At 74.9% G+C, this 21,048-nt stretch carries 18 protein-coding genes; 8 read left to right on the forward strand and 10 right to left on the reverse strand.

Annotated elements, in window-relative coordinates:
• Positions 1-726 carry a cytidylyltransferase domain-containing protein gene (locus DMP17_RS27485; RefSeq protein ID WP_226354562.1) on the reverse strand — a complete coding sequence of 242 codons (726 nt, stop codon included), beginning with the start codon at positions 724-726 and terminating at the stop codon, positions 1-3.
• Positions 727-804: 78 nt separating this feature from the next.
• Between DMP17_RS27485 and pseB the strand changes: the two genes are divergently transcribed.
• Genes pseB through DMP17_RS27500 form a run of 3 tightly spaced genes read left to right on the forward strand, consistent with a single transcriptional unit; the run spans position 805 to position 4,332 of the window.
• Complete coding sequence (gene pseB / locus DMP17_RS27490; protein ID WP_226368114.1) at positions 805-1,788, forward strand: UDP-N-acetylglucosamine 4,6-dehydratase (inverting); 984 nt, start codon at positions 805-807, stop codon at positions 1,786-1,788.
• On the forward strand, positions 1,788-2,918 hold the full coding sequence (locus DMP17_RS27495; protein WP_337831019.1) for a DegT/DnrJ/EryC1/StrS family aminotransferase: 1,131 nt from the start codon (positions 1,788-1,790) through the stop codon (positions 2,916-2,918). The genes pseB and DMP17_RS27495 overlap by 1 nt, the downstream gene beginning before the upstream one ends.
• 13 nt (positions 2,919-2,931) lie before the next feature.
• Complete coding sequence (locus DMP17_RS27500) at positions 2,932-4,332, forward strand: lipopolysaccharide biosynthesis protein (protein ID WP_337831020.1); 1,401 nt, start codon at positions 2,932-2,934, stop codon at positions 4,330-4,332.
• A gap of 9 nt (positions 4,333-4,341) precedes the next feature.
• On the opposite strand, the gene DMP17_RS27505 is transcribed toward DMP17_RS27500, so the two are convergent.
• Positions 4,342-5,409, reverse strand: coding sequence for a hypothetical protein (locus tag DMP17_RS27505; protein ID WP_337831021.1), 1,068 nt, complete (start codon positions 5,407-5,409; stop codon positions 4,342-4,344).
• 72 nt (positions 5,410-5,481) lie between these two features.
• On the opposite strand from DMP17_RS27505, the gene DMP17_RS27510 reads away from it, so the two are divergent.
• On the forward strand, positions 5,482-6,366 hold the full coding sequence (locus tag DMP17_RS27510) for a glycosyltransferase family 2 protein (RefSeq protein WP_226354567.1): 885 nt from the start codon (positions 5,482-5,484) through the stop codon (positions 6,364-6,366).
• Here the strand turns inward: DMP17_RS27510 and DMP17_RS27515 are convergent.
• Positions 6,359-7,921 (reverse strand): hypothetical protein, encoded by a 1,563-nt coding sequence (locus tag DMP17_RS27515; RefSeq protein WP_337831022.1) that lies wholly within the window; start codon positions 7,919-7,921, stop codon positions 6,359-6,361. The genes DMP17_RS27510 and DMP17_RS27515 overlap by 8 nt on opposite strands.
• 118 nt (positions 7,922-8,039) lie before the next feature.
• On the opposite strand from DMP17_RS27515, the gene DMP17_RS27520 reads away from it, so the two are divergent.
• Complete coding sequence (locus DMP17_RS27520) at positions 8,040-8,438, forward strand: VOC family protein (RefSeq protein ID WP_337831023.1); 399 nt, start codon at positions 8,040-8,042, stop codon at positions 8,436-8,438.
• Between the two features lie 4 nt (positions 8,439-8,442).
• On the opposite strand, the gene DMP17_RS27525 is transcribed toward DMP17_RS27520, so the two are convergent.
• The 4 genes from DMP17_RS27525 to DMP17_RS27540 all read right to left on the reverse strand — a co-directional run bounded on the left by DMP17_RS27525 (position 8,443) and on the right by DMP17_RS27540 (position 15,551).
• Positions 8,443-10,287 carry an arabinofuranosyltransferase gene (locus DMP17_RS27525; protein WP_337831024.1) on the reverse strand — a complete coding sequence of 615 codons (1,845 nt, stop codon included), beginning with the start codon at positions 10,285-10,287 and terminating at the stop codon, positions 8,443-8,445.
• A gap of 2 nt (positions 10,288-10,289) precedes the next feature.
• The gene (locus DMP17_RS27530) at positions 10,290-11,054 is read right to left on the reverse strand and encodes a class I SAM-dependent methyltransferase (protein WP_226354571.1); all 765 of its coding nucleotides are present in this window, start codon (positions 11,052-11,054) and stop codon (positions 10,290-10,292) included.
• A gap of 27 nt (positions 11,055-11,081) precedes the next feature.
• Positions 11,082-13,298: a DUF6541 family protein gene (locus DMP17_RS27535; RefSeq protein ID WP_337831025.1), complete on the reverse strand. Its 2,217-nt coding sequence runs from the start codon at positions 13,296-13,298 to the stop codon at positions 11,082-11,084.
• Positions 13,299-13,433: 135 nt separating this feature from the next.
• Complete coding sequence (locus DMP17_RS27540; protein WP_337831026.1) at positions 13,434-15,551, reverse strand: DUF6541 family protein; 2,118 nt, start codon at positions 15,549-15,551, stop codon at positions 13,434-13,436.
• Between the two features lie 109 nt (positions 15,552-15,660).
• Between DMP17_RS27540 and glf the strand changes: the two genes are divergently transcribed.
• Positions 15,661-16,887 carry a UDP-galactopyranose mutase gene (glf, locus tag DMP17_RS27545; RefSeq protein ID WP_226368122.1) on the forward strand — a complete coding sequence of 409 codons (1,227 nt, stop codon included), beginning with the start codon at positions 15,661-15,663 and terminating at the stop codon, positions 16,885-16,887.
• A 74-nt stretch (positions 16,888-16,961) separates the two neighbouring features.
• Here the strand turns inward: glf and DMP17_RS27550 are convergent, their stop codons facing one another.
• Positions 16,962-17,744, reverse strand: a complete 783-nt coding sequence (locus DMP17_RS27550; RefSeq protein WP_337831027.1) for an IclR family transcriptional regulator — start codon at positions 17,742-17,744, stop codon at positions 16,962-16,964.
• Positions 17,745-17,914: 170 nt separating this feature from the next.
• Here DMP17_RS27550 and DMP17_RS27555 point away from each other — a divergent pair, with 170 nt between their 5' ends.
• Positions 17,915-19,027 (forward strand): mandelate racemase/muconate lactonizing enzyme family protein, encoded by a 1,113-nt coding sequence (locus DMP17_RS27555; RefSeq protein WP_226354576.1) that lies wholly within the window; start codon positions 17,915-17,917, stop codon positions 19,025-19,027.
• Complete coding sequence (locus DMP17_RS27560) at positions 19,012-20,139, forward strand: iron-containing alcohol dehydrogenase family protein (RefSeq protein WP_226368125.1); 1,128 nt, start codon at positions 19,012-19,014, stop codon at positions 20,137-20,139. Before DMP17_RS27555 ends, DMP17_RS27560 begins: the two co-directional genes overlap by 16 nt.
• Before the next feature lie 4 nt (positions 20,140-20,143).
• Here the strand turns inward: DMP17_RS27560 and hepT are convergent, their stop codons facing one another.
• Together hepT and DMP17_RS27570 are read right to left on the reverse strand one after the other, a co-directional pair.
• Positions 20,144-20,551, reverse strand: a complete 408-nt coding sequence (gene hepT, locus DMP17_RS27565) for a type VII toxin-antitoxin system HepT family RNase toxin (protein WP_226368126.1) — start codon at positions 20,549-20,551, stop codon at positions 20,144-20,146.
• Positions 20,541-20,927: a nucleotidyltransferase domain-containing protein gene (locus DMP17_RS27570; RefSeq protein ID WP_337831028.1), complete on the reverse strand. Its 387-nt coding sequence runs from the start codon at positions 20,925-20,927 to the stop codon at positions 20,541-20,543. Before DMP17_RS27570 ends, hepT begins: the two co-directional genes overlap by 11 nt.
• Positions 20,928-21,048: the final 121 nt, after the last annotated feature.

Below are 21,048 nucleotides of genomic sequence, written 5' to 3' on the forward strand. Positions count from 1 at the left end.
TCAGCCCTCGGTGAGGGACTTCTGGCGGACGTGCGCGTTGCGCTCCACCAGGTCGGGTCGCGACCGCAGCACCGCCACCACCGACCGCCAGTCGCTCCGGCCGCCCAGTGCCTCCACCAGGCCCTGCAGGGCGTGCAGGTCGTCGGCGGTGTCGAGGGTGACGCGCAGGTCGTCGGCCGCCGGGGCGACGACGAGCCCGAGGCAGCGGAACCGCTCCGGGTCGCCGTAGAGGCCCGACGTCACGTGGATCCGGTCGTGGCCGGTCGCGGTGCCGGCCAGCTCGCGCAGCGCGCCGGTGCGGGCCAGCTCGACGTCGAGGCCGCGGGGCAGGGTGCGCACCAGGGTGGTCGCGACGTAGTCGTGGCCGGGGGCGTCCCGCCAGGTCGCGGCGACCAGCGACACCAGCGCCGGGTCGAGCAGCGGGCAGTCCGCGGTCAGGCGCACCACGGCGTCGCAGGGGTGCTCGTCGACGGCCTGGACGAAGCGGGCCAGCACGTCGTCCTCGGAGCCGCGCACCACCGGGACGCCGATCGCCGCGGCGCGCTCGGCCACCGCGTCGTCGCCCGGGGCGGTCGAGGTCGCGACCACCACGCGGTCGACACCCTCGGCGGCGCGGGCGGCCGCGACCACCCGGTCGAGCACCGGTGTGCCGCCGAGGTCGGTGAGCACCTTGCCCGGGAGCCGCGTCGACCCCGTCCGCGCCTGGATGACCGCGTTGACCCGCACCCGTACCTGCTTCGATTCGTCCGATCGATCGCGTGCCATCATGCCGGGCGGAAGAAATTCCGCAGATCTGGAGGCGTGATGTCGGTACTCAAGGGCTCGTCGGTCCTGGTCACGGGCGGGACGGGGTCCTTCGGGAAGGCCTTCGTCCGCACCCTGCTCGACCGCTACGAGCCGCGCCGGCTGGTGATCCTGTCGCGCGACGAGCTCAAGCAGTACGAATGCCGGTCGCTGTTCGGCGACGACCCGCGGCTGCGCTGGTTCCTCGGTGACGTCCGGGACCAGCCGCGCCTGCGCCGCGCGATGCACGGCGTCGACTACGTCGTGCACGCCGCCGCGCTCAAGCAGGTGGACACCGCCGAGTACAACCCGTTCGAGTTCATCCGGACCAACGTCGAGGGCTCGCAGAACGTCGTCGAGGCCGCGATCGACGCCGGGGTGAAGAAGGTCGTCGCGCTGTCGACGGACAAGGCGTCGAGCCCGATCAACCTCTACGGCGCCACCAAGCTGTGCGCCGACCGGCTGTTCGTGAGCGCGAACCACTACGCCGCCGCCTACGAGACCCGGTTCGCCGTGGTCCGCTACGGCAACGTGCTCGGCAGCCGCGGCTCGGTGGTGCCGCTGTTCAAGAAGCTCGCCGCCGAGGGCCGGTCGCTGCCGATCACCGACAAGCGGATGACCCGGTTCTGGATCACCCTGCCGGACGCGGTGCAGTTCGTCATCGACTCCTTCGACGCGATGCAGGGCGGCGAGCTCTACGTGCCGCGGATCCCGTCGATGCGGATGACCGACCTCGCCGAGGCCATCGCCCCCGGCGCCGCGACCCACGAGATCGGGATCCGGCCGGGGGAGAAGCTGCACGAGGAGATGATCGCCGCCGACGACTCGCGGCGGACCCTCAAGCTGGCCGACCGCTACGTCGTCGAGCCCTACATCGCCGGCTGGGGCTACACCTCCCCGGCCGACGGCGAGCCGGTCCCGGACGGGCAGGCGTACCGGTCGGACACCAACGACCTGTGGCTCTCGCCCGAGCAGCTGCGCGCGATGGTCGAGGCGCTCGACTGATGCTCCCCTACGGCCGACAGTCGATCTCGTCGTCCGACGTCGAGGCGGTCACGGCGGTCCTCGGGACCGACTGGTTGACCACCGGCCCGGCCGTGACCCGGTTCGAGGACGACCTCGCCGCGGTCTGCGGGAACCCCGCGGTGGCCGTGACCAGCGGGACCGCGGCGCTGCACGTCGCCTACGCCGCGGCCGGGGTCGGCCCCGGCCAGGACGTCGTGGTCACCCCGCTGACGTTCGTGGCGACGGCGAGCGCCGCGGCGCTGCTCGGCGCGAACGTCGTGTTCGCCGATGTCAGCCCCGACACCGGCAACCTCGACCCGGACGCGGCGAAGGCCGCGCTCACCCCGGACACCACCGTCGTGGCCGGGGTCGACTACGCGGGCCACCCGATCGACGCGGAACCGCTGCGGTCGCTGGCCCACGAGGCCGGGGCCCTGCTGCTGGAGGACGCCGCGCACTCCGTGGGTGGCATCTGGCACGGCCGCCCGGTCGGTGACCTGGCCGACCTGACGACGCTGAGCTTCTTCCCGACCAAGAACCTCACCACGGCCGAGGGCGGCGCGGTCGTGTCCCCGCGGGCGGATCTCGTCGCGGGCGCCCGGTCGTTCCGCAACCACGGCCTCGTCCGCGACAAGGCCGAGCAGCGCTTCCCCGACGAGGGGCCGTGGCACCAGGAGGTGCACGCGTTCGGGCTGAACTACCGGCTGCCCGACCTGCTCGCCGCGCTCGGGTCGTCGCAGCTCACGCGGCTGGCCGCGTTCACCGCGCGGCGCAGGGAGATCCACGCCCGCTACGACGCCGCGTTCGCCGACGTGCCCGAGGTCCGCACCCCGGTCCGCCGCGACGGCGCCGAGCCCGCCTGGCACCTCTACCCGCTGCGCGTACTCGACGGCCGCCGCCGCGCGCTGTTCGAGTACCTGCGCGAGCGGGGCATCGGGGTGCAGGTCAACTACATCCCCGCCTACTGGCACCCGGTGTTCGCCGACCTCGGCTACCGCCGCGGCCTGTGCCCGAACGCCGAGGAGTACTACTCCCGGCAGCTCTCGCTGCCGCTGTTCCCCGATCTCACCGACACCGACGTGGACCGGATCGCCGCCCTGGTCCGGGAGTTCTTCGGGCACTCCGCGTGAGGGAGACGTGAGCGTGGACGCCAGCCGGGAGGTACTCGGGCGCGGCTCGCTCTACACCCTGGGCAGCGTCGCCCCGATCCTCGCGAACGTCGTCGTCACGCCGTTCGTCACCCGGCTGCTGGGCGACGCCGAGTACGGCGTCGTCGCCGTCGGGCTGATCCTGGTGCAGGTCGGCGCGATGGTCGTCGGGTTCGGCCTGGCGTCGTCGATCACCCGGCACGGGATCCTGGAGAGCTCCGGCGCCGACGGCGCGCGGGCGCTGGTGCTGCAGGGCAGCGCGCTGTCCCTGGCGGTGGTCGTCGTCGCGGTACTGGCCGGGCCGTGGTGGAGCGTCCCGGTGCTGTCGGTGCCGTGGCGGGTCGGGCTCGTCTGCGCCGGGCTCGCCGCCGCCGGCTTCGTCGTGGTGCTCAACGCCCAGGCGTTCCTGCGGGTGCAGGACCGGCCGGTGCCGTTCGTGGTCATGTCCGGGGTGGCGACGCTCGGCGGCCCGCTCGCCGGGCTCGCCCTCGTCGCGTGGCGGGCCAGCGACGCCGACGACTACCTGTTCGGCCTGCTGCTCGGCTACCTCGCCGCCGCGGTGATCGGGCTGGTGCTGGCCCTGCGCGGTGGCCGTCCGCGCACCGCGCGGGGTGACTTCGGCCGGGCGCTTCGGATCGGGCTCCCCGCCGTCCCGCACCTGGTCGCGCTGCTGCTGGTGCAGAACGCGCTCGTGCTGATCGTGAACCGGTACTTCGGGGTCGCCGACGGCGGCCGCATGCAGATCGCGCTGCTGCTCGGCTCCGCCCCCGCCATGATCGTCTCGGCGCTGAACAACGCCTGGGCTCCGGTGATCTACCGGACGCCGCCCGAGGCCCGCGGCGCCGCCCTGGAGCGCACCGCCCGCGACGTCGGCGTCGTCACCGCCGCCCTGGCCGGTGGGGTCGCGCTGCTCGCGCCGTTCCTGCTGCGCATCCTCGCCCCGGCCTCGTTCGCCCCCGAACAGCTGGTGCCGGTCACCGCGGTCGCGACGCTCGGAGCCGTGGTCAGCGTCGTCTACCTGGCCAACGTGCACCTGGTCTTCGCGTCCGGGCGCAGCGGCGGGCTGGCCTTCGCGAGCCCGGTCAGCCTGGTGCTCGGGGTGGTCGCGGCGGTGCTGCTCGCCCGGACCGGGTCGCTGACCGCCGTCGCCGCCGGGTTCCCGCTGATCTACCTGGCCCTGGCGGCCGGGACGTCGCTGCTGCGCCGCCGGGTGTCGCCGACCCGCTGGCGGGAGGCGGTGCTGGCCGGGCCGCTGGCCGTGGGCGTCGTCGTGTGCGGGGCCGGTGTGCTGCTGCCGTCCGAGGGCGTGCTGTGGCTGTCGGTGCGGTTCGTGCTGGCCGCGCTGCTCGGGGTGGCGCTGCTGGTGCTGGTGCGCCGGATCTTCCGAGCGTCGTGACCGCCCCGGTCAGGCGTCGAGGGGCTCCTCGGTCGTGACCGGCGTGGGCAGACCGCGCGGCAGCGGCTTCGGCAGCGCGGCCAGCGGGTGGCGCAGCCACAGCAGCGGGTTCGAGCTGCCCGCCGACATCGCCTGGGTGCTGGCCTCGGAGCGCTTCGTCAGCCCGAGCACCATCGCGGCCTTCGCCAGCGGCGACGCCGCGTAGTACTGCAGGCCGGGCCCGACGCCCGGGGTGCGGCCCCAGCCGAGCGCGGTGCGCAGTGCGTCGGGGGCGAGCAGGTGCTCGGCGCCGAGCTCGCGGCGGGCGAGCGCGGTCGCGGCGGCGTCGGCCTCCGCGGCGCCCACCTCCGGCCGGGCGCCGTCGGTGGGGTCCACCGTGTGGAACTCCGGCCAGGTCGCGCGCAGCTCGTCCACAGCCGACGACGACTGGGCCCCGAACGTCAGCGGGTCGCCCCACACCGCGGCGGGGGTGCCGACGGCGGCCGCGTACAGCACGGCCGTCGACAGCCGGTTCGACGAGACCCGGCTCGCGTTCCCGACCAGGTGCATGATCCGCAGCAGGAAGTGCGGGTCGTCGCGCCGCCCGGCGGTGACCAGCGTGTGCCCGGCGTCGCGCCAGGCCGTGGTGATCTCCGGGTCGGTCATGTCCTCGTGGTGCAGGCACACCGTCGACGGGCCGTCGACCTTGGCGACCTGGCGGGCGAGGTCGGCGTGCGCGCCGGTCACGCGGACGAGCCGGGTGCCGTGGAACGGGACGAAGACCGGCCCGAGCCGGTCCGACGGCGTCCAGCCCTGCGACCGCAGCAGCGCCTCCAGGTAGAGCACCGGCGCCCCGACCGGGGTGGTCGCGCGGTCCTCGTCGGCGGGGGACCAACCGCGGCAGTCGTGCGACCACACCAGTAGGCGTCGCTGCCGGGGATCGGTGCCGACCTTCGGGAAGTCCGCGAAGTGCGCGGCGACGGGCGAGACCGCGGTCCAGCCGTGCTGCAGCAGGCCGGCGATGTGCCGGGGCCGGGACAGTCCGGCGTAGGCGGCGAGGACGGCCGAGTGGCCGTAGTAGTGGTTCTGGATGTCCATCGCCGTGCTCCGGGTCGTCGCTGGTGAGGCCGGGTGATCCTAGCCAGGGGGCGGCTCGCTACCGTCGGGTGCGTGCCCGTCGACGTGATGCTCCCCTTCTACGGCGACCCGGAGCTCCTGCGCCGCGCGGTCCGCAGCGTGCAGGAGCAGCGCCGCACCGACTGGCGGCTCACCGTCGTCGACGACGGCTACCCCGACGACTCGATCGGCCCCTGGTTCGCGGGCCTGGGCGACGACCGGATCCGGTACCGCCGCAACCCCGAGCGGCTCGGCGCGCAGCCGAACAACCGGTACTGCATCGAGGCGGTCGAGCTGCCGTACTTCGTGATGATGGGCGCCGACGACCTGATGGAGCCCGACTACCTCGACACCGTCCTCGCGCTGCACGAGCGCTGGCCGGACGCCGCGGTGGTGCAGCCGGGCGTCGCCGTGATGGACGCCGACGACCGTCCGGTCCGTCCGCTCGCCGACCGGGTCAAGGCGCTGCTGGCGCCGTCCGGGTCGGGCCCGCGCCCGGTCGGCGGCGAGGACCTGCTGGTGAGCCTGCTGCGGGGGAACTGGCTGTACAACCCGTCGCTGTGCTGGCGGACCGACGCGCTGAAGCGGGTCGCGATGCCGGAGTCCGCGGACGTGTTCGACCTGGCGCTGCCGGTCGCGGTGATCGCCGACGGCGGCACGATGGTCGTCGACGACCACGTCTGCTTCCGCTACCGGCGGCACCGCTCCAGCGACTCGGGGTCGGGCGCCGTCGCCGGGAACCGGTTCGCCGAGGAGCGCCGCTACTTCGCGGCGGAGGCGGACCGGATGGACGCCCGGGGGCTGCCCCGGGCCGCCCGCGCCGCCCGGGCGCACGTGTCGTCGCGGCTCAACGCCGCCGTCCAGCTGCCCGGGGCGGTGCTGCGCCGCGACGCCGCCGCGCTGCGCGCCCTGGCCGGGCACGCCCTCGGTCTCAGCTGAGCCCGAGGATCCGCTCCAGCCAGCGGGAGTAGCCGGGGTCGAGGCGGGCGTCGGTGACCGCGCGGCCCTCGGCGAGGCGCCGGTCCAGCGCCGCCCGGACCTGCGGGGCGACGTCCGGCTTCGCGAACACGAGCTGGAAGTACTCCGGGCGCATCTGCGCGACGCCGACGAGCTCGCGGCCCGCGAGGACCGGAGTCAGATCCGTCCGCCACGACGCGGCCGGCGGCCTGGGCGAGGAACTGGTGACGACCACCACGGACGGGTCGTCGGCCTGCAGGACCTCGGTCGGATCGGCGCCGTGCGCGATCCGTCCGTCGTTGAGGCCGATGTAATCGGTGGCGGTCCACCCGGAGAAGTACGGGATGGCTCCGGCATCGGACACCGCGACGGTCCGTCGGTCTGCCGGCAGGTCGGTGTCGGCCAGGGCGAGACCGACGGCGATGTGTGCGCGCCGGAGGTCGTTCCCGTAGTTGACCATGCTGGGGCCGTCCGGCGCGAGGAAGCCTGCAACCGTCGTCCAGCCGACGGCGACCACCGCCGCCCCGGCCGCGACCCGGCGCAGGTCGACCGTGTCCAGCGCCCACGCCGCGGCCAGGCACACCAGCGGGAACCCGTGCCAGGCGAACCGGGACAGGTAGTCCATCGCCGGTGCGGACAGCGCCGGGATGATCCACAGCGCGGTGCAGCTCGCCAGCACCAGCGCGGCCGGGCCCGCGGTGCGCGACCGGAACAACGCGGCGACGGCGAACGCGAGCAACGGCAGCAGGGTCGCGGCTGTCAGCTCGATCCACTGGCCGTCTGTCGTGGCCTCCACCCCGACCTTCACGTAGAAGGTGTTCGGCAGCGGATGGCCGTAGTAGGCCCATCGCGCGGCCACGTAACCGGCGCCCAGTGCGCCGCCCACCGCGGTCCACAGCCAGGTCGACCTCCGGGAACGGCGCAGCCACAGCCACACCAGCAGTGCGGGGCCGACGCCGAGGACTCCGTCGGGGCGGAGGGTTCCCGCGAGCAGCAGCAGCGCCGGCATCTCCCAGGAACGGACCATGACGTCCGGGTCGCGCAGCAGCCGCGCGGCGAGGACGACGGCCCGCAGCACGACCAGCGCGAAGGGTGCGGTCTCCAGCCCGGCATCGACGTGGACCCAGGTCGGGAGGAACAGCACGAAGCTCCCCGCGGCCACCACGGCGCCGCTGCGGGTGCGAGGCTCGGTGACGAGCACCCACACGATCGCCGCCGCACAGGCGGCCGCGGTCAGCTTCGACACCACCGGCAGCGGTACACCGAGCCACACCCACGGCGCGTGCCACACCATCCACGCGAAGTTGGTGAAGCCCTCCACCGGAGTCCGCCCCGGATTCCAGACCGGCCCGAACCCGTGCGCGAGGTTCGCGCTGTACCGGTAGGTGATGTAGGCGTCGTCGACGGTCACCGACCAGCACGCCCACACCCCGACGGTCAGGGACGCGAGGGCAGCGGCCAGGAGGATCCTGCGGTCCGGGGAGAGCCGGCCCGTGTCCTGGCCGCGGTCCGCAGCCTGTCGGCGCGCGCGCAGCATGGCCGTCAGTGTTCCGCGAACCGCGTCGGGCCGTGGACCGAATCGGTCACAGTCACGCGCGGACGTGGGTCGTGGCCCGCACCGATGAGTTCCGCCGAGCGCCGCGGTCGTACCGGGCATGAGCACACCCACCCGCCGTCCCACCACCCTGAACAACATCGGCGTCGTCATGTTCACCGTCGCCGACCAGGACGCCGCCCTGGACTTCTACACCCGCGTGCTCGGGTTCGAGGTCCGCGGCGACACCCGGTTCGGCGAGAACGACGAGTACCGCTGGCTCGAGGTCGCCCCGCCCGGCTCGACCGCGCGGCTCGCGCTGAACCCGCCGATGTACGACGAGCCCGGCGGTAGCGCGATCGGCGTCGAGACCTCCGACCTGGCCGCCGAGCACGCCCGGCTGACCGAGCTCGGCGTCGCCGATCTGGAGCCGCTGCCCACCGACGACACCCCCGGCGTCCCGCGGCTGTTCATGCTGCGCGACCCGGACGGCAACGTGATCACCGTCGTCGAGGTCTGAGCCGTCAGGGCACCGGGGGGACGTCGGCCCGCACCAGCACCGCGTACGGGCCGACGTCACGCCGCTGCCAGGCCGGGTCGTCGAACAGCTGCGGCGCGAACACCGCCGGGTCGGCGCCCTGGCGGGGCTCGGGGAACCGGTCCTGCGCCAGCGGCAGCCGCAGGGTCCCGTCGGCGGCCCGCTCCAGCACGAACACCGAGGGCGCCCGCACCGGGCTGCGGTCCAGCGCGGCGAGCAGCCGGCCCGGGTCGGCTGCGGCCGCCCACCGGCGGGTCTCGTCGGTGCGGGCCGGGTAGTCCGCGAGCGGGTTCGCGTACTGCGGCTGCGACGCCTGGAACGCGAAGTACGGCACGTAGCTGAGCAGGGTCGCGTTCGCGCTCGCGACGACGACCTCCCGCGGCGGGCGGCCGGTCAGGCCGTCGATCGTCGTGCGCAGGTCCCCGAGCCAGGCGTTCGCGTCCGCCGGGTCCCGCGAGCCGTCGGGCCGCGTCCCGTCGGGCCGGTAGTCCTGCGCCGTCCCGGTCCACGCGTAGTCCTGCGGCACCGACTGCACCTGCCCGACGACGACCGCCGCGGCCAGCACCGTCACCACGGCCGCGCAGGCCCCGGCGCGCACGCCCCGGTCGCGCAGGACGCCGGCCAGTGGGACGACCGCCCACACCGCCCCGCAGGCCAGCGCCGCGGTGAGGATCGGCTGGATGCGGAACGCGAGCAGCGTGCTCCCGAACGCCAGCGCCGCCGTCGACAGCAGGTACCAGGCGTAGCCGCAGGCCACGGTGACCCCGAGGCCGCGGGCGACCGGGTCCGTGCGGAACTGCGCCACGATCCACACCGTGCCCAGCAGGCACAGCGCCCCGACCGGGGTCGCCTCCAGCATCGGCAGCGGCCAGCGCGACCCCGCCTCGGCGAGGAAGTGCTGGCCCGCGCTGTAGGTGGGCTGCCCGGCCGAGGCCAGCAGGTACGGCAGCCAGTGCACCAGGGTCAGCGGCAGCGCCGCGGCGACGACCACGCCGACGGTCACCGCGAGCGTCGCGGGCCGGGCCGTCCGCGTCACCAGGCCGTCGACGGCCAGCATCGTGAGCACGAACCCGGCGAACACCAGGATCTGGGTGTGGGTGACCGCGGCCAGCCCGAGGACGAGACCGGCGAGCAGGGCCGTCCGGACCCACGAGCCGCCGGTCCGGCGCACCAGCCGCAGCCCGAGCACCGCCAGCGGCGGGACGAGCGCCGCGGTCAGCCACGAGTACGGCGAGTACGCGGCCAGCGTCACGAACCCGGCGAGAGTGGTGGCCACGGCCGCCCCGACCGCCCGCGGGCGGGACGTCACCAGCGCCCACAGCGCGTAGGTCAGGACGGCGGTGACCGCCAGCGTCGCGATCGAGAACGGCTTGTGGAACGCCCAGGCGTCGACACCCAGCAGCGCCGCGGCCCGCCCACCGAGCCAGAACCACGCGGCCGGGTAGTACGGCGGCATGTCCGCGTAGGCGAAGTCCGCCAGCCGCGCCGAGTCCGCGAACCGGGTCAGGAACGCGACCCGGAACTGCTGGTCGCCGCCGACCCCGAACAGGTAGTGCGGGGTGTTCGCCAGGAACAGCGTGAGCGGCAGCGCGGGCAGCGCCGCCAGCCCCACCCACGCCAGCGGCGCGGCGACGAGCGGCGACCGGCTCCACGCGGCGGCGGCCAGCACCGCGGCGACGAGCGCGCCACCGGTCGCGGTGAGCGCCAGCCCGACGTTCGACCCGGCCGGGACCGTGATCCGGTCCGCGAGCAGCAGCCCCGCGGCGACGACCCCGACGGCGACGACCGGGCCGACGACCAGGTCGGCCGCGGCGAGTAGCCGTCGCGTCACGGTCAGGTCTGCTTCTTCACGGCGACGACGAGGAACGCCTTCGAGATCGCCCACAGCGGCGGGAACCGGCGCAGCGCCGCCACCCCCAGCGAGTACAGCCGCGACCCGCCGCCCTCGGCGAGGCTGACGTCGCCGGGCACGGTGAACCGGGCGTCGAGGTCGGGGCGCCGCGCGAGGAGCCGGCGCATCCGCAGGTAGCCGGGCGCGTAGCTGGCGTCGGTGTAGTCGCTGCCGCGCCCCGACCAGCGCAGGTAGCGGGTCGCCAGCGGCAGCGGCAGCCACGCCAGGAACGGCAGCGAGTAGTGCGCCTCGATCGGCCACCACCGGTTCGGCACCAGGATGTAGGCGACGCCGCCGGGCCGCAGGCAGGACGCGATCCGCTCCAGCGCGTCGGGCTGGTCGTCGAGGTGCTCCAGGACGTTGTCGAGCACGGCCACGTCGAAGGCGCCGGCGTCGTCGCCGTGGCCGAAGTCGCCGATGCCCTGGACACGGAACGTGAAGTTGTCCCGGCCGCCCTCGGCGGCCAGCCGGGTCGCCTCGGCGGCCAGCGCACCGTTCGGCTCGATGCCGACGACCTCCCGGCACAGGCCCGCGAGCTCGAGTGCGGTGTAGCCGTAGCCGCAGCCGAGATCGACCACCCGTGCGTCACGGAACGGCACGTCGAGTGCGGGTTCGGTGGTGATCGCGATCTGCTTCGCGAAGCCGGTCGCGAGCCTGCGGCGCTCGACCATCCGCAGGGAGCGTTCGTACTCGGGGAGTTCGGTCACGTGGGCTCCGTCGAGGGCGTCGGGGGGTCACCCACCGTACGGGGACGGGGCCACGGCGCCGGGACCGGGCGGGGCGAACGCCTGGGCATCCGGGGCGGCCGGCGCGCCCGGCGTGCAGGCCGTCAGCCGCCACAGCTCCTGGCCCCCGCCCGTCGCGACGAGCTGGAAGCCGGGCACCGGCGCGATGTCGTGCAGCCCCGGGTACCAGCGGGCGCCGCCGTGGTTCGGCCAGAACGTGATCGGCCCCGTCAGCAGCCAGTCGACGCCCAGGTCGGCGGCCGCGGTGCAGATCGCCGGGTCGGTCCCGACGTCGCGGAACCGGGTCGCCAGCAGCGTCTGCTCCGGGGTCCAGTTGCCGATGAGGTGCGGGAACAGCACCCGGCGGCCGGTCAGCGGGAACAGCAGGGAGTTGCCGGTGAACGGGTCCGCGGCCACGACGTCGTCGGGGCCGACGATCCGGCCGACCTCGTCGAGGAACTCGCGCTGCCCCGGTTCGAGGATCGCGTCCGACGGCCGCTGGTACGGCCCGGCCAGGACGTCGGCGTGCGTCGCCACCGACATCCCGCCGGTCGTGGCGACGACGACCGCGAGCAGCACCGCCGCGAGCGCGGGCGCGACCACCCGCCGACGGGCCAGGGCCGCGGTCGGCGGGATCCGCAGCAGCACGTGGCGCACGACCGACGCGACGGCGCACAGCCCGACCACGGCCAGCACGGCCCCGGTGACGGGCACCATCGCCGCCAGCCGGTAGGAGTCGTTGTACCAGGCACCGGTGAGGGCGGCGGAGGTCTTGCCGTCGTCGGCCGCGGCCAGCACGTACAGCGCGCCGGAGGCGACGTGCGCGGGCACCAGCCACGACGTCGCGACGTGCCGCAGCGCGGCCACCGCGCCGATCACGACCAGCACCGACGGCACGACGAGGTCGGGTCGGCCGTTGGAGGAGTTGAACAGCACCTGCAGGATCGCCGTCGGCACGTCGGTGAACGCGGGCCAGTCGAAGCTGCGGACACCGGCGGTCAGCGGCGAGGCCGTCATGAACCACAGGACGGCGGCGACGATCCCGGCGACGCCGACCGTGGCCAGCACCGGCTGCCAGAACCGGCGGGTGAGCAGCCGTCGCCGGGCCAGCACGCCGATCCCCCACAGCACCGGGAACAGGCCGAGCACCGCGAGGCTGAACAGCGCGTTCGGGTGGGCGAGACCGAGCGCGGGCAGCGTCAGGACCAGGGTGGTCGCCGCGCCGGCCGCGCCGATGACGCTGCGCTCGGCCACCCCGACGACGGCCAGCAGCAACGTCAGGTACCCGGGCAGCAGCGCCACCCCGAGCAGGTTCGGCCACAGCACCCCGAACGACATGAGCGCCCACGGCAGGGCGGTGAACCCGGTGGCCAGCACCGGCGCGACCAGGGCGGCACCGGGCGACGGGCCCATGACCTGGCGGCTCAGCGCCGCCACGGACAGCGGGAACACCACGCCCGCCACGACCCAGGCCGTCAGGTTGGTGGCGACCGGGACCCCGCTGCCGGACAGCATCGCGACCAGCGACACGAGGTCGTGCCAGCCCGCCGGGTACAGCGCCACCGCCGACGACGGGTTCGTCAGAGAGCCCAGCGTCAGCGACGACGCGTCGCCGGACTGCAGGATGTGGGCGACGGCGTTGTAGTGGAAGACGCCGTCGTAGGTCGAGGACAGGGCGTCGACCGGGCCGAACCCCAGCACCACCGTCCACCACGCCAGCCCGGCGGCGACGACGACGCCGGCCGCGGCGGCCACCCCGGCCCGGCGGCCGTCGGTGCCCGCCCGCTGGGCGGAGGTCCGCCACACCTGGGGCATCGCGGTCGTCATCGGTTCGGGGCGCTTCGCGAACCGGCCCTTCGGGGTGCGGAGACGGGCCAGGGAGGCCCGGATCCGCCGGCCCGGGGTCCACGACCGCAGCGCCGTCCGCCAGCCCCGGTGCAGCGCGCTGCCGGCCGGGCGGCGGGCGACGAAGGCCCGGAACAGCCCGCCGAGCAGCGCGAGCACGACCGCGACGCCCAGCGGCACCCACGGTCCCCAGCGCACCCCCACGAGCTGTGCGAGCACGGCCGAGGACGAGACGATCGCGGTCGACACCAGCGGGGACAGGCCCCAGGCGGTGATCCCGCGGACCCCGCACGCCCGCAGCACGAGCAGACCGGGCCCGACCACCCAGAACACCGCGACGAGTGCGGTGGGCAGCGCGGACAGCCAGGTGGGTCCGGCCATCGAGGTCGCGGCTCCTCTCCCGGCGCCGAACCCGGAGCCGTCGACGACCCACCGGACCCGATTCCCCGGCGCTGGCCGGTCTCGGAGACTACCGGCGGTCGTACGGCCCCGCCGGTCCCGTGCCCGACCGGGTGATCAGGACCCGACGACCCGGCCGGCGTCGCAGGCGGTGATGCGCCACAACGCGTTGTCGCCGTCGCGGGCGAGCAGCTCGAACCCGTCGGCGTCGGCGAGGGCGTCGAGACCGGGCCACTGCGCGGCCAGCGGGTCCGGCTGCCAGAACGTCGGCGGGGCGGTGATCACGTACCCGGTCCCGGTCTCGGCGACCGCCGCGCACACCGCCGGGTCGTTCGACGCGTCGCGCAGCCGCTCGGCGATGATCCGCTGGTCCGGCGACCACACCCCGGTGAGGTGCGGGAACAGCACCTGTCGGTCGGTGAGCGGCCACAGCATCGCGGTGCCGGCCCACGGGTTCTGGGCCACCACCGCGTCCGAGGGCAGCAGGTCACCCGCCTCGCGCAGGAACCGGGCCTGCTCCGGGCCGACCAGCACCTCCTCCGGCGTCTGGTAGATCGCGGCGAGCGAGTCGATGTGCGAGCGCTGGTAGAGCCCGCCCGAGGTGACGACGACGGCGATCACCCCGATCGCGACGAGCACCGCGGCCCGGGGCCGGGGCAGCCCGGCGACGGCGGGCGCGGCCCGGGTGAGACGGTCGCGGACCAGGCAGGCGAGGGTGCGGGCCAGCGAGCACAGCGCCACCAGGCCGAGCGCGGCCAGCGGGGCCGCGGTCACCGGGACGAGCGCGGCGATCCGGGGCGAGTCGTTGTACCAGACACCGGTCCACACCGAGGACCACGTGGTGGCGCCGACGACGTAGAGCGTGCAGACCAGCAGGTGCGCCGGGACCAGCCAGGACGTCCGGGCCCGGCGCAGCGCCCACACCGCACCGGCCACCGTGAGCACCGCGATCGACCAGGCCGGGGCGTTGTCCTCGGGGTTGTGCAGCACCGCGTTCCACACGGCGTCGGTGACCGAGACCTCCGGCTCCCAGTAGTAGCCGCGGATCCCGTCGAGGGCGGGGGAGACGAACATGAACCAGCCGAGACCGCCGAGCGCGGCGAGCACGACCGGTACCGCGACGACCGCGCGCACGGTGGGCCACACGCCGCCGCGCAGCCCGCGGCGCACCGCGCCCGCGAGGCCCCACAGGATCGGCGGCACCGCGACGACCACGGCGCCGAACAGCGCGTTCGGGTGCGCGAACCCCAGCGCGACGACGGCGGCCCCCGCCGGGAACCAGCGCGCCACCCGTCCCGGGGGGTACGGGCCCGGCCGGGCGGGCGACACCGGGTCCGGGCCGAGACCCGGCCGCGCGGCGAGCGCGACGGTGCCGCTGCCGGGCCGGGCTGCCGCCGCCACGCTGGCCAGCGCGGCCGGCACCAGCGAGACGCCCAGCAGGTTCGGCCACAGCGCGCCGTAGGTGACCAGCGTCCACGGGAACGCGACGAACCCGAGCGCGAGCACCGGCGCGGCCAGCGCGGCCCCGGCCGAGCGCCCGACCAGGGTGCGGACCAGGAAGAGCACCGACAGCGGCCACACCAGCAGCGTGGTGACCAGCGCGACCACGTTCGACGCGACGACGATCCCGCCCGGCCCGGTGGCCAGCGGCGCCACCAGCGAGACGACGTCGTGCCAGGCCGCGGGGTAGAAGCCGGGGGAGTTGACCAGGCCGCCGACGGTGAGCGACGACGCGTCGTGCGTCCCGAGGATCCGGGCGACGGCGTTGTAGTGGAAGTTCGCGTCGAAGGTCTGGGACAGCGCGTCGGGCCGGTCCATCCCGCGCAGCACGGCCCGCAGGCCCAGCACCGCGGCGATCGTCAGCCCGCCGAGCGCGGCGAGCCCGGTCCAGCGCCGGTCGGGTCCGCCGCGGAGCAGCGTCCGGACCGACTCCCCGACGGCGGCCCGCACCACGGTGGGCCGCGGCAGCAACGGGCGGCGCAGCACCAGCCGTCGCACGCCCACCACGAGCAGCGCGAACGCGGCCGCCGCGGCGGCCGGTGCGGCCCCGCTCCAGGGCACACCGAGCATGCTCGCGCCGACGGCGGACCCGGCGATCACGCCGACCGACAGCATCGGGGCGGCGCCCCAGACGGCGATCCCGCGCAGGCCGGCGGCGAGGCCGACGACCAGTCCCGGGAGCGTGACCCAGGCAGCGGCCAGCACCACGAGGGGGACGGCGGACAGCCAGCTCACGCCATCTTCTCCTCGGGCCACGACGGTGCCGGATACGTCCGCTTCTCCGACCTGTCTGCGAGGGTACCGAAGCCGCCGGGTGCCCCGGATCACGCCTGCCCTACCCTCGATGGCCGTGAGCGTCGACAGTGCCGACCTGAACGGTTACGACCTGAGCAGCTACGACCTGATCGTCGTCGGGTCCGGGTTCTTCGGACTCACCGTGGCCGAGCGCGTGGCCGACGGCCTCGGGAAGCGCGTCCTGGTCCTGGAGCGCCGGAACCACATCGGCGGCAACGCCTACTCCGAGGCCGAGCCGGAGACCGGGATCGAGATCCACCGGTACGGCGCGCACCTGTTCCACACCTCGAACGAGCGCGTGTGGGCCTACGTCAACCGGTTCACGAGCTTCACGAACTACCAGCACCGCGTGTTCGCCCGGGTCGGCGAGCAGGTCTACGCGTTCCCGATGAACCTCGCGCTCATCAACCAGTTCTTCGGGAAGGCCCACACCCCCGACGAGGCGCGCTCGCTGATCGCCGAGCAGTCCGCGGAGGTCGAGACCGGGCAGGCGGCGAACCTCGAGGAGAAGGCGATCTCGCTGGTCGGGCGCCCGCTCTACGAGGCCTTCGTCAAGGGCTACACCGCCAAGCAGTGGCAGACCGACCCCACCGAGCTGGACGCCTCGATCATCACCCGGCTCCCGGTCCGCTACACCTACGACAACCGCTACTTCAACGACACCCACGAGGGCCTGCCGACCGACGGCTACACCGCGTGGCTGGAGCGGATGGCGGACCACGACGACATCGACGTCGTCCTCGACACCGACTACTTCGCGGTGCGCGAGCAGCTGCCCGCCGACGTGCCGGTCGTCTACACCGGCCCGCTGGACCGCTACTTCGACCACGCCGAGGGCGAGCTGGGCTGGCGCACCCTGGACTTCGAGATGTCGGTCGAGCCGACCGGCGACTTCCAGGGCACCTCGGTGATCAACTACAACGACGCCGAGGTCCCCTTCACCCGGATCCTCGAGTTCCGCCACATGCACCCCGAGCGGGACTACCCGAAGGACCGGACGGTGATCGTGCGGGAGTACTCGCGCTTCGCCGAGTCCGGGGACGAGCCGTACTACCCGATCAACACCCCCGACGACCGGGCGAAGCTGGACCGCTACCGCGAGCTGGCCCGCAAGGAGACCGCGAACCGGGGCGTGCTGTTCGGCGGGCGGCTGGGGACCTACAAGTACCTCGACATGCACATGGCCATCGGGTCGGCGCTGACGATGTACGAGAACCGGCTCGTCCCGCACTTCACCGAGGGGCGCCCGCTGTCGGGCACCGAGGCCGAGGACTGATCACGCCCCGTCCATGATCACCGGTTGTGGAGCGCAGCGTCCGCGAGGCGGGCCGCCCGCTCCACAACCGGTGATCATGGGGCGGAACGCCCCGGCGTCCACCCCAGCTCCGCCGACACCGCGGCCGCGGCGGCCGCCGTCGCCCGGCCCGTCTCGTCGAACCGGCCGTCCAGCCGGGCGGTCGGCCCCGAGACGTTGAGCGCCGCGACGACCCGGCCGCGGAAGTCGCGCACCGCCGACGACACCCCCGACACCCCGGGCTCGAACTCGTCGCGCGACTCGGCCCAGCCGCGTTCGGCGGCCTCGTGGATCGCCCGCCACAGCTGCGGCACCGTCCGCACCGACGAGTCCGGGTAGTCCGGGACGAGGTCCTCGACGGCGCCGAAGCGCACGAACAGTTCGTCGGGCGTCGCGTCGGAGAGCAGCACCCGGCCCGCCGACGTGCACGGCAGCGGCGCGCGCCTGCCCTCCCAGCCGGTCGTGCGGAACGAGTGCCCGGACACCGTCCGCGCGGTCAGCAGCGCGTCGTCGCGGAGCACACACAGGTGCACGGTCTCCTCGGTCTCGGCGGCCAGCCGGTGCAGCTCCGGCTCGGCGACGGCCGTCAGCCGGCTGTCGGTGCCCCGCGCGGCCAGCGAGAACAGCCGCCACCCGAGCCGGTAGACGAGCGTGTCCTCGTCCCGCTCGACCAGACCGGCGTCGGCGAGGGTCCGCAGCGCGCGCGAGACCTGGCTCTTCTCCCGCCCGGTCAGCCGGGCGACGGCGGTGACGCCCAGCCCGTCGGTGCGCACGGCCTCGTCCGACGCGAGCGCCTCCAGCAGCCCGATGTCGCGGCCGAGACCGTAGCCGTTGCGCACCCCGGCCACGCTAGTCTCGGTTGCCCTGAGCGCAACCATGATCTCGATTCCCGTCCGGACCTGGCCGTGGCCGCGCGGACTTCCTTAGATTCTGCGCTCAACCGGCTCGGGGCGCACCGCCCCCGATCGCGCCCCGAGCCGGAACCAGCTCCCGACACGATCCCGGACCGATGAAGATCACCGACATCACGCTGGACCGGGTGCGGCTCCCGCTGGACCCGCCGCTGCGCGCCGCCTGGGACCCCGACCCCCGCACCGTGTTCGACGCGACGGTCGTCCGCGTCCACACCGACGACGGCGTCGTCGGCATCGGCTCCGGCGACACCATGGACGGCTTCGACGCCTACCGGCACCTGTTCGTCGGCACCGACCCGCTCGCGATCGCCCGGCACGTCCGCGCGATCGAGACCTGCGCGCTGCACGGCGGCCACTACTGGCCGCTGGAGGCCGCGCTGTGGGACCTCGCGGGCAAGGTCGCAGGCCTGCCCGTCGCGACCCTGTTCGGCGGCACCTACGACGCCGTGCCCGCCTATGCGTCGTTCTGCGTGCTGCGCCCGCCCGCCGAGCGCGCCGAGGTGGCGCACCGGGTCGCGGAGGAGGGCTTCCGCGCGGTCAAGATCCGGGTCGACCGGGACCGGGCCGACGAGGGCGTCGCCGCCGTCGCCGCGGTGCGGGAGGCCCTCGGCCCGGACTTCGCGATCATGGTGGACCTCAACCAGGCGTGGCGGATGGCCGGCGACGTCGCCCCCGCCACCGACCTCGCCGCGACCCGGCGCCTCGTCCGGCGGCTCGCCGACCTGGACGTGTTCTGGGTCGAGGAGCCCCTGCCCTACGCCGACGCCGACGGCATGCGCACCCTGCGTGCCGACAACCCGGGCCTGCGGATCGCGGCGGGGGAGATGCAGCGCTCGTTCGGCGAGCTGCTGCGCCTGCTCGACGGCGACGCGCTCGACGTCCACCAGCCCGACGTCGTCCTGGCCGCCGGGATGAGCCGGGTCCGCACGCTCGCCGAGCTCGCGCTGCTGCGCCACCGCGCCTTCACCCCGCACAGCTGGACCAACGGCATCGGCGTGCTCGCGAACCTGCACGTCTGTGCCGGCGTCGGCGGCGGACCGTACTTCGAGTTCCCCTACGACCCGCCGGACTGGACCCCGGCGCGTCGCGACTTCCCGCTGGCCGAACCCCTGACCGTCGGCGACGACGGCATGCTGGCGGTCCCGAGCGCCCCCGGCCTCGGGTTCACCCTCGACGAGGAGGCGATCGCACGGTGGCGGGTCCGGTGAACGGGTTCACGGTCGAGGCGACCTGCGCCCTGGAGTTCGGTCCCGGCGCGGTCGCCCGGGTCCCCGCGCTGGTCGACGGCCTCGGCGGGGCGGCGGCGTTCGTCGTCACCGACGCCGGGCTGCGCGCCACCGGCATCGTCGACCGGGTCGTCGGCGACCTCACCGCGGCCGGGCTGTGGACCGAGGTGTTCGACGGCATCGGCCCCAACCCGTCGACGACGGCCGTCGAGCACGGCGCGACGGCGCTGCGCGCGTTCGGCTCCTGCGTCGTCGTCGCGATCGGCGGCGGCTCGGTCCTCGACGCGGCCAAGGGCATCGCGCTGCTCGCCACCCACCACGGCGCCCGCGCGACCGACGACCTGTGGTCCTCACCCGTCGCGGGGCTGCCGCTGATCGCGGTCCCCACCACCGCCGGGACGGGCGCGGAGACCAACGGGTTCGGCGTCGTCGAGGACACCTGCGCCAAGCGCAAGGTCTACCTGGGCCACGCCTCGGTCCGGCCGCGCGTCGCCGTCCTCGACCCCGAGCTCACCGTCGGCCTGCCGCCCGCGGCGACGGCCGCGACCGGCTTCGACGCGCTCGTCCACGGCGTCGAGTCGCTCGCCTCCCGCGGCGCGAACCCGATCTCCGAGGCCGCCGCGGCCCAGGCCGTCGCGCTGGTGGGCCGGTGGCTGCCGGTCGCCGTCGACGACGGCACCGACCTCGAGGCCCGCGCACAGCTGCTGCTCGGCGCGCACCTGGCGGGCCAGGCGCTGACCGTGTCCGGGCTCGGCCTGGTCCACGGCATCGCGCACGCGGTCACCGCGCACACGGGCACCCCGCACGGGGTCGCGCTCGCCTCGGTGAACGAGCAGGTCATGCGCTGGAGCGCCGACGCGGCGGCGGAGGCGTACGCCCGCGCCGGGGCCGCGCTGGGGACCGCCGACGCCGTCGCCGGGATCGCCGCGCTCGTCGAGGGCATCCGCGTCCGGCGCCCGCTGCACGAGCTCGGCGTGGACCGGGAGCTGCTGCCGGTGCTGGCGGCCGCGGCCGTCGTCGACCCGGTGACGGCCAACGCGCCGCGCACTCCCACCGAGGACGACGTGCGGGAGATCCTCGACGCCGCCTGGTAGCGGCTCAGAGCCGGGCGGCGACCGCGGCGACGAACGCGTCGAGGTCCGACAGGTCCGCGAGCCGGGCGACGACGATGTCGTCGTCGACGTCCACGTAGTCGTGCACGAGCACGTTGCGGAAGCCGACCGCCCGGGCGACCTGCTGTGCGACGTCGTCGTCGACGAAACCGTGCCGGCCGAGCAGCCGCACCGCGTCGGCGTTCGTCGCGGGTGGGCCCCACCCCTCGGACGAGCACACGTGCTGGGCGACGTCGACGCAGCCCTCGATCGCCGTCACGAACAGGTACTTGACCCCGCTGAGCCACAGCCGGTCGGCCCGCCGGTCGCGGTCCGCGGCCGACTCCGCCCGCAGGACGGCGAGGTCGTCGGTGACCGACCGGAGCAGCCGGGCCACCCGCGCCTCATCGACCATGCCCGCCCCGCACGGCGTCGAGGAACTCCCGGTGCGCGCGGGTGATCCGGGGCAGCTCGTCGGCGTAGATCTTGCGGGTGGTCGCGACCCAGCGCACCCGTGCGGGCGGGTCGTCGTCGAGGAGCAGCTCGCCGTCCATCGCCACCCGGCCGGCGAGCTCCAGGGGCGCGGAGTTCAGGACGAGCAGGTCCACGTCGTCGGGGAGGTCGACCTCGAACGACGCCGGGGCGGAGTCCCGCCACCAGGCCGCCACGTCGAGGTCGGAGGCCGCCCGCGGGCGGCCACCGGCCGCCCGGCTGCCGTGGACGAACGCGAACCGCGCCCCGGCGCCGCGCAGCACCGCTGCGACCTCCGCCCGCCGGGCCGGTTCGTTCATGTCGTCAGTCTGGCACGCGGCGCGGCGGAGAACCGGACGATCCACACCGCTTCCCCGCCGCGCCCGCCCGCCTCCCGGCTCCCGCACCGCGCGCGGCTACGCTCGCGCACGACTCCACCCG

Source organism: Pseudonocardia sp. TMWB2A (assembly GCF_017312135.1).

What these genes read in the sequence shown, in the direction of transcription:
- pseB (WP_226368114.1), top strand. Translation starts at nt 805, where the DNA reads ATGTCGGTACTCAAGGGCTCGTCGGTCCTGGTCACGGGCGGGACGGGG.
- DMP17_RS27495 (WP_337831019.1), top strand. Translation starts at nt 1,788, where the DNA reads ATGCTCCCCTACGGCCGACAGTCGATCTCGTCGTCCGACGTCGAGGCG.
- DMP17_RS27505 (WP_337831021.1), bottom strand. Translation starts at nt 5,409, where the DNA reads ATGGACATCCAGAACCACTACTACGGCCACTCGGCCGTCCTCGCCGCC.
- DMP17_RS27515 (WP_337831022.1), bottom strand. Translation starts at nt 7,921, where the DNA reads ATGCTGCGCGCGCGCCGACAGGCTGCGGACCGCGGCCAGGACACGGGC.
- DMP17_RS27520 (WP_337831023.1), top strand. Translation starts at nt 8,040, where the DNA reads ATGAGCACACCCACCCGCCGTCCCACCACCCTGAACAACATCGGCGTC.
- DMP17_RS27535 (WP_337831025.1), bottom strand. Translation starts at nt 13,298, where the DNA reads ATGGCCGGACCCACCTGGCTGTCCGCGCTGCCCACCGCACTCGTCGCG.
- glf (WP_226368122.1), top strand. Translation starts at nt 15,661, where the DNA reads ATGGCCGTGAGCGTCGACAGTGCCGACCTGAACGGTTACGACCTGAGC.
- DMP17_RS27555 (WP_226354576.1), top strand. Translation starts at nt 17,915, where the DNA reads ATGAAGATCACCGACATCACGCTGGACCGGGTGCGGCTCCCGCTGGAC.
- hepT (WP_226368126.1), bottom strand. Translation starts at nt 20,551, where the DNA reads ATGGTCGATGAGGCGCGGGTGGCCCGGCTGCTCCGGTCGGTCACCGAC.
- DMP17_RS27570 (WP_337831028.1), bottom strand. Translation starts at nt 20,927, where the DNA reads ATGAACGAACCGGCCCGGCGGGCGGAGGTCGCAGCGGTGCTGCGCGGC.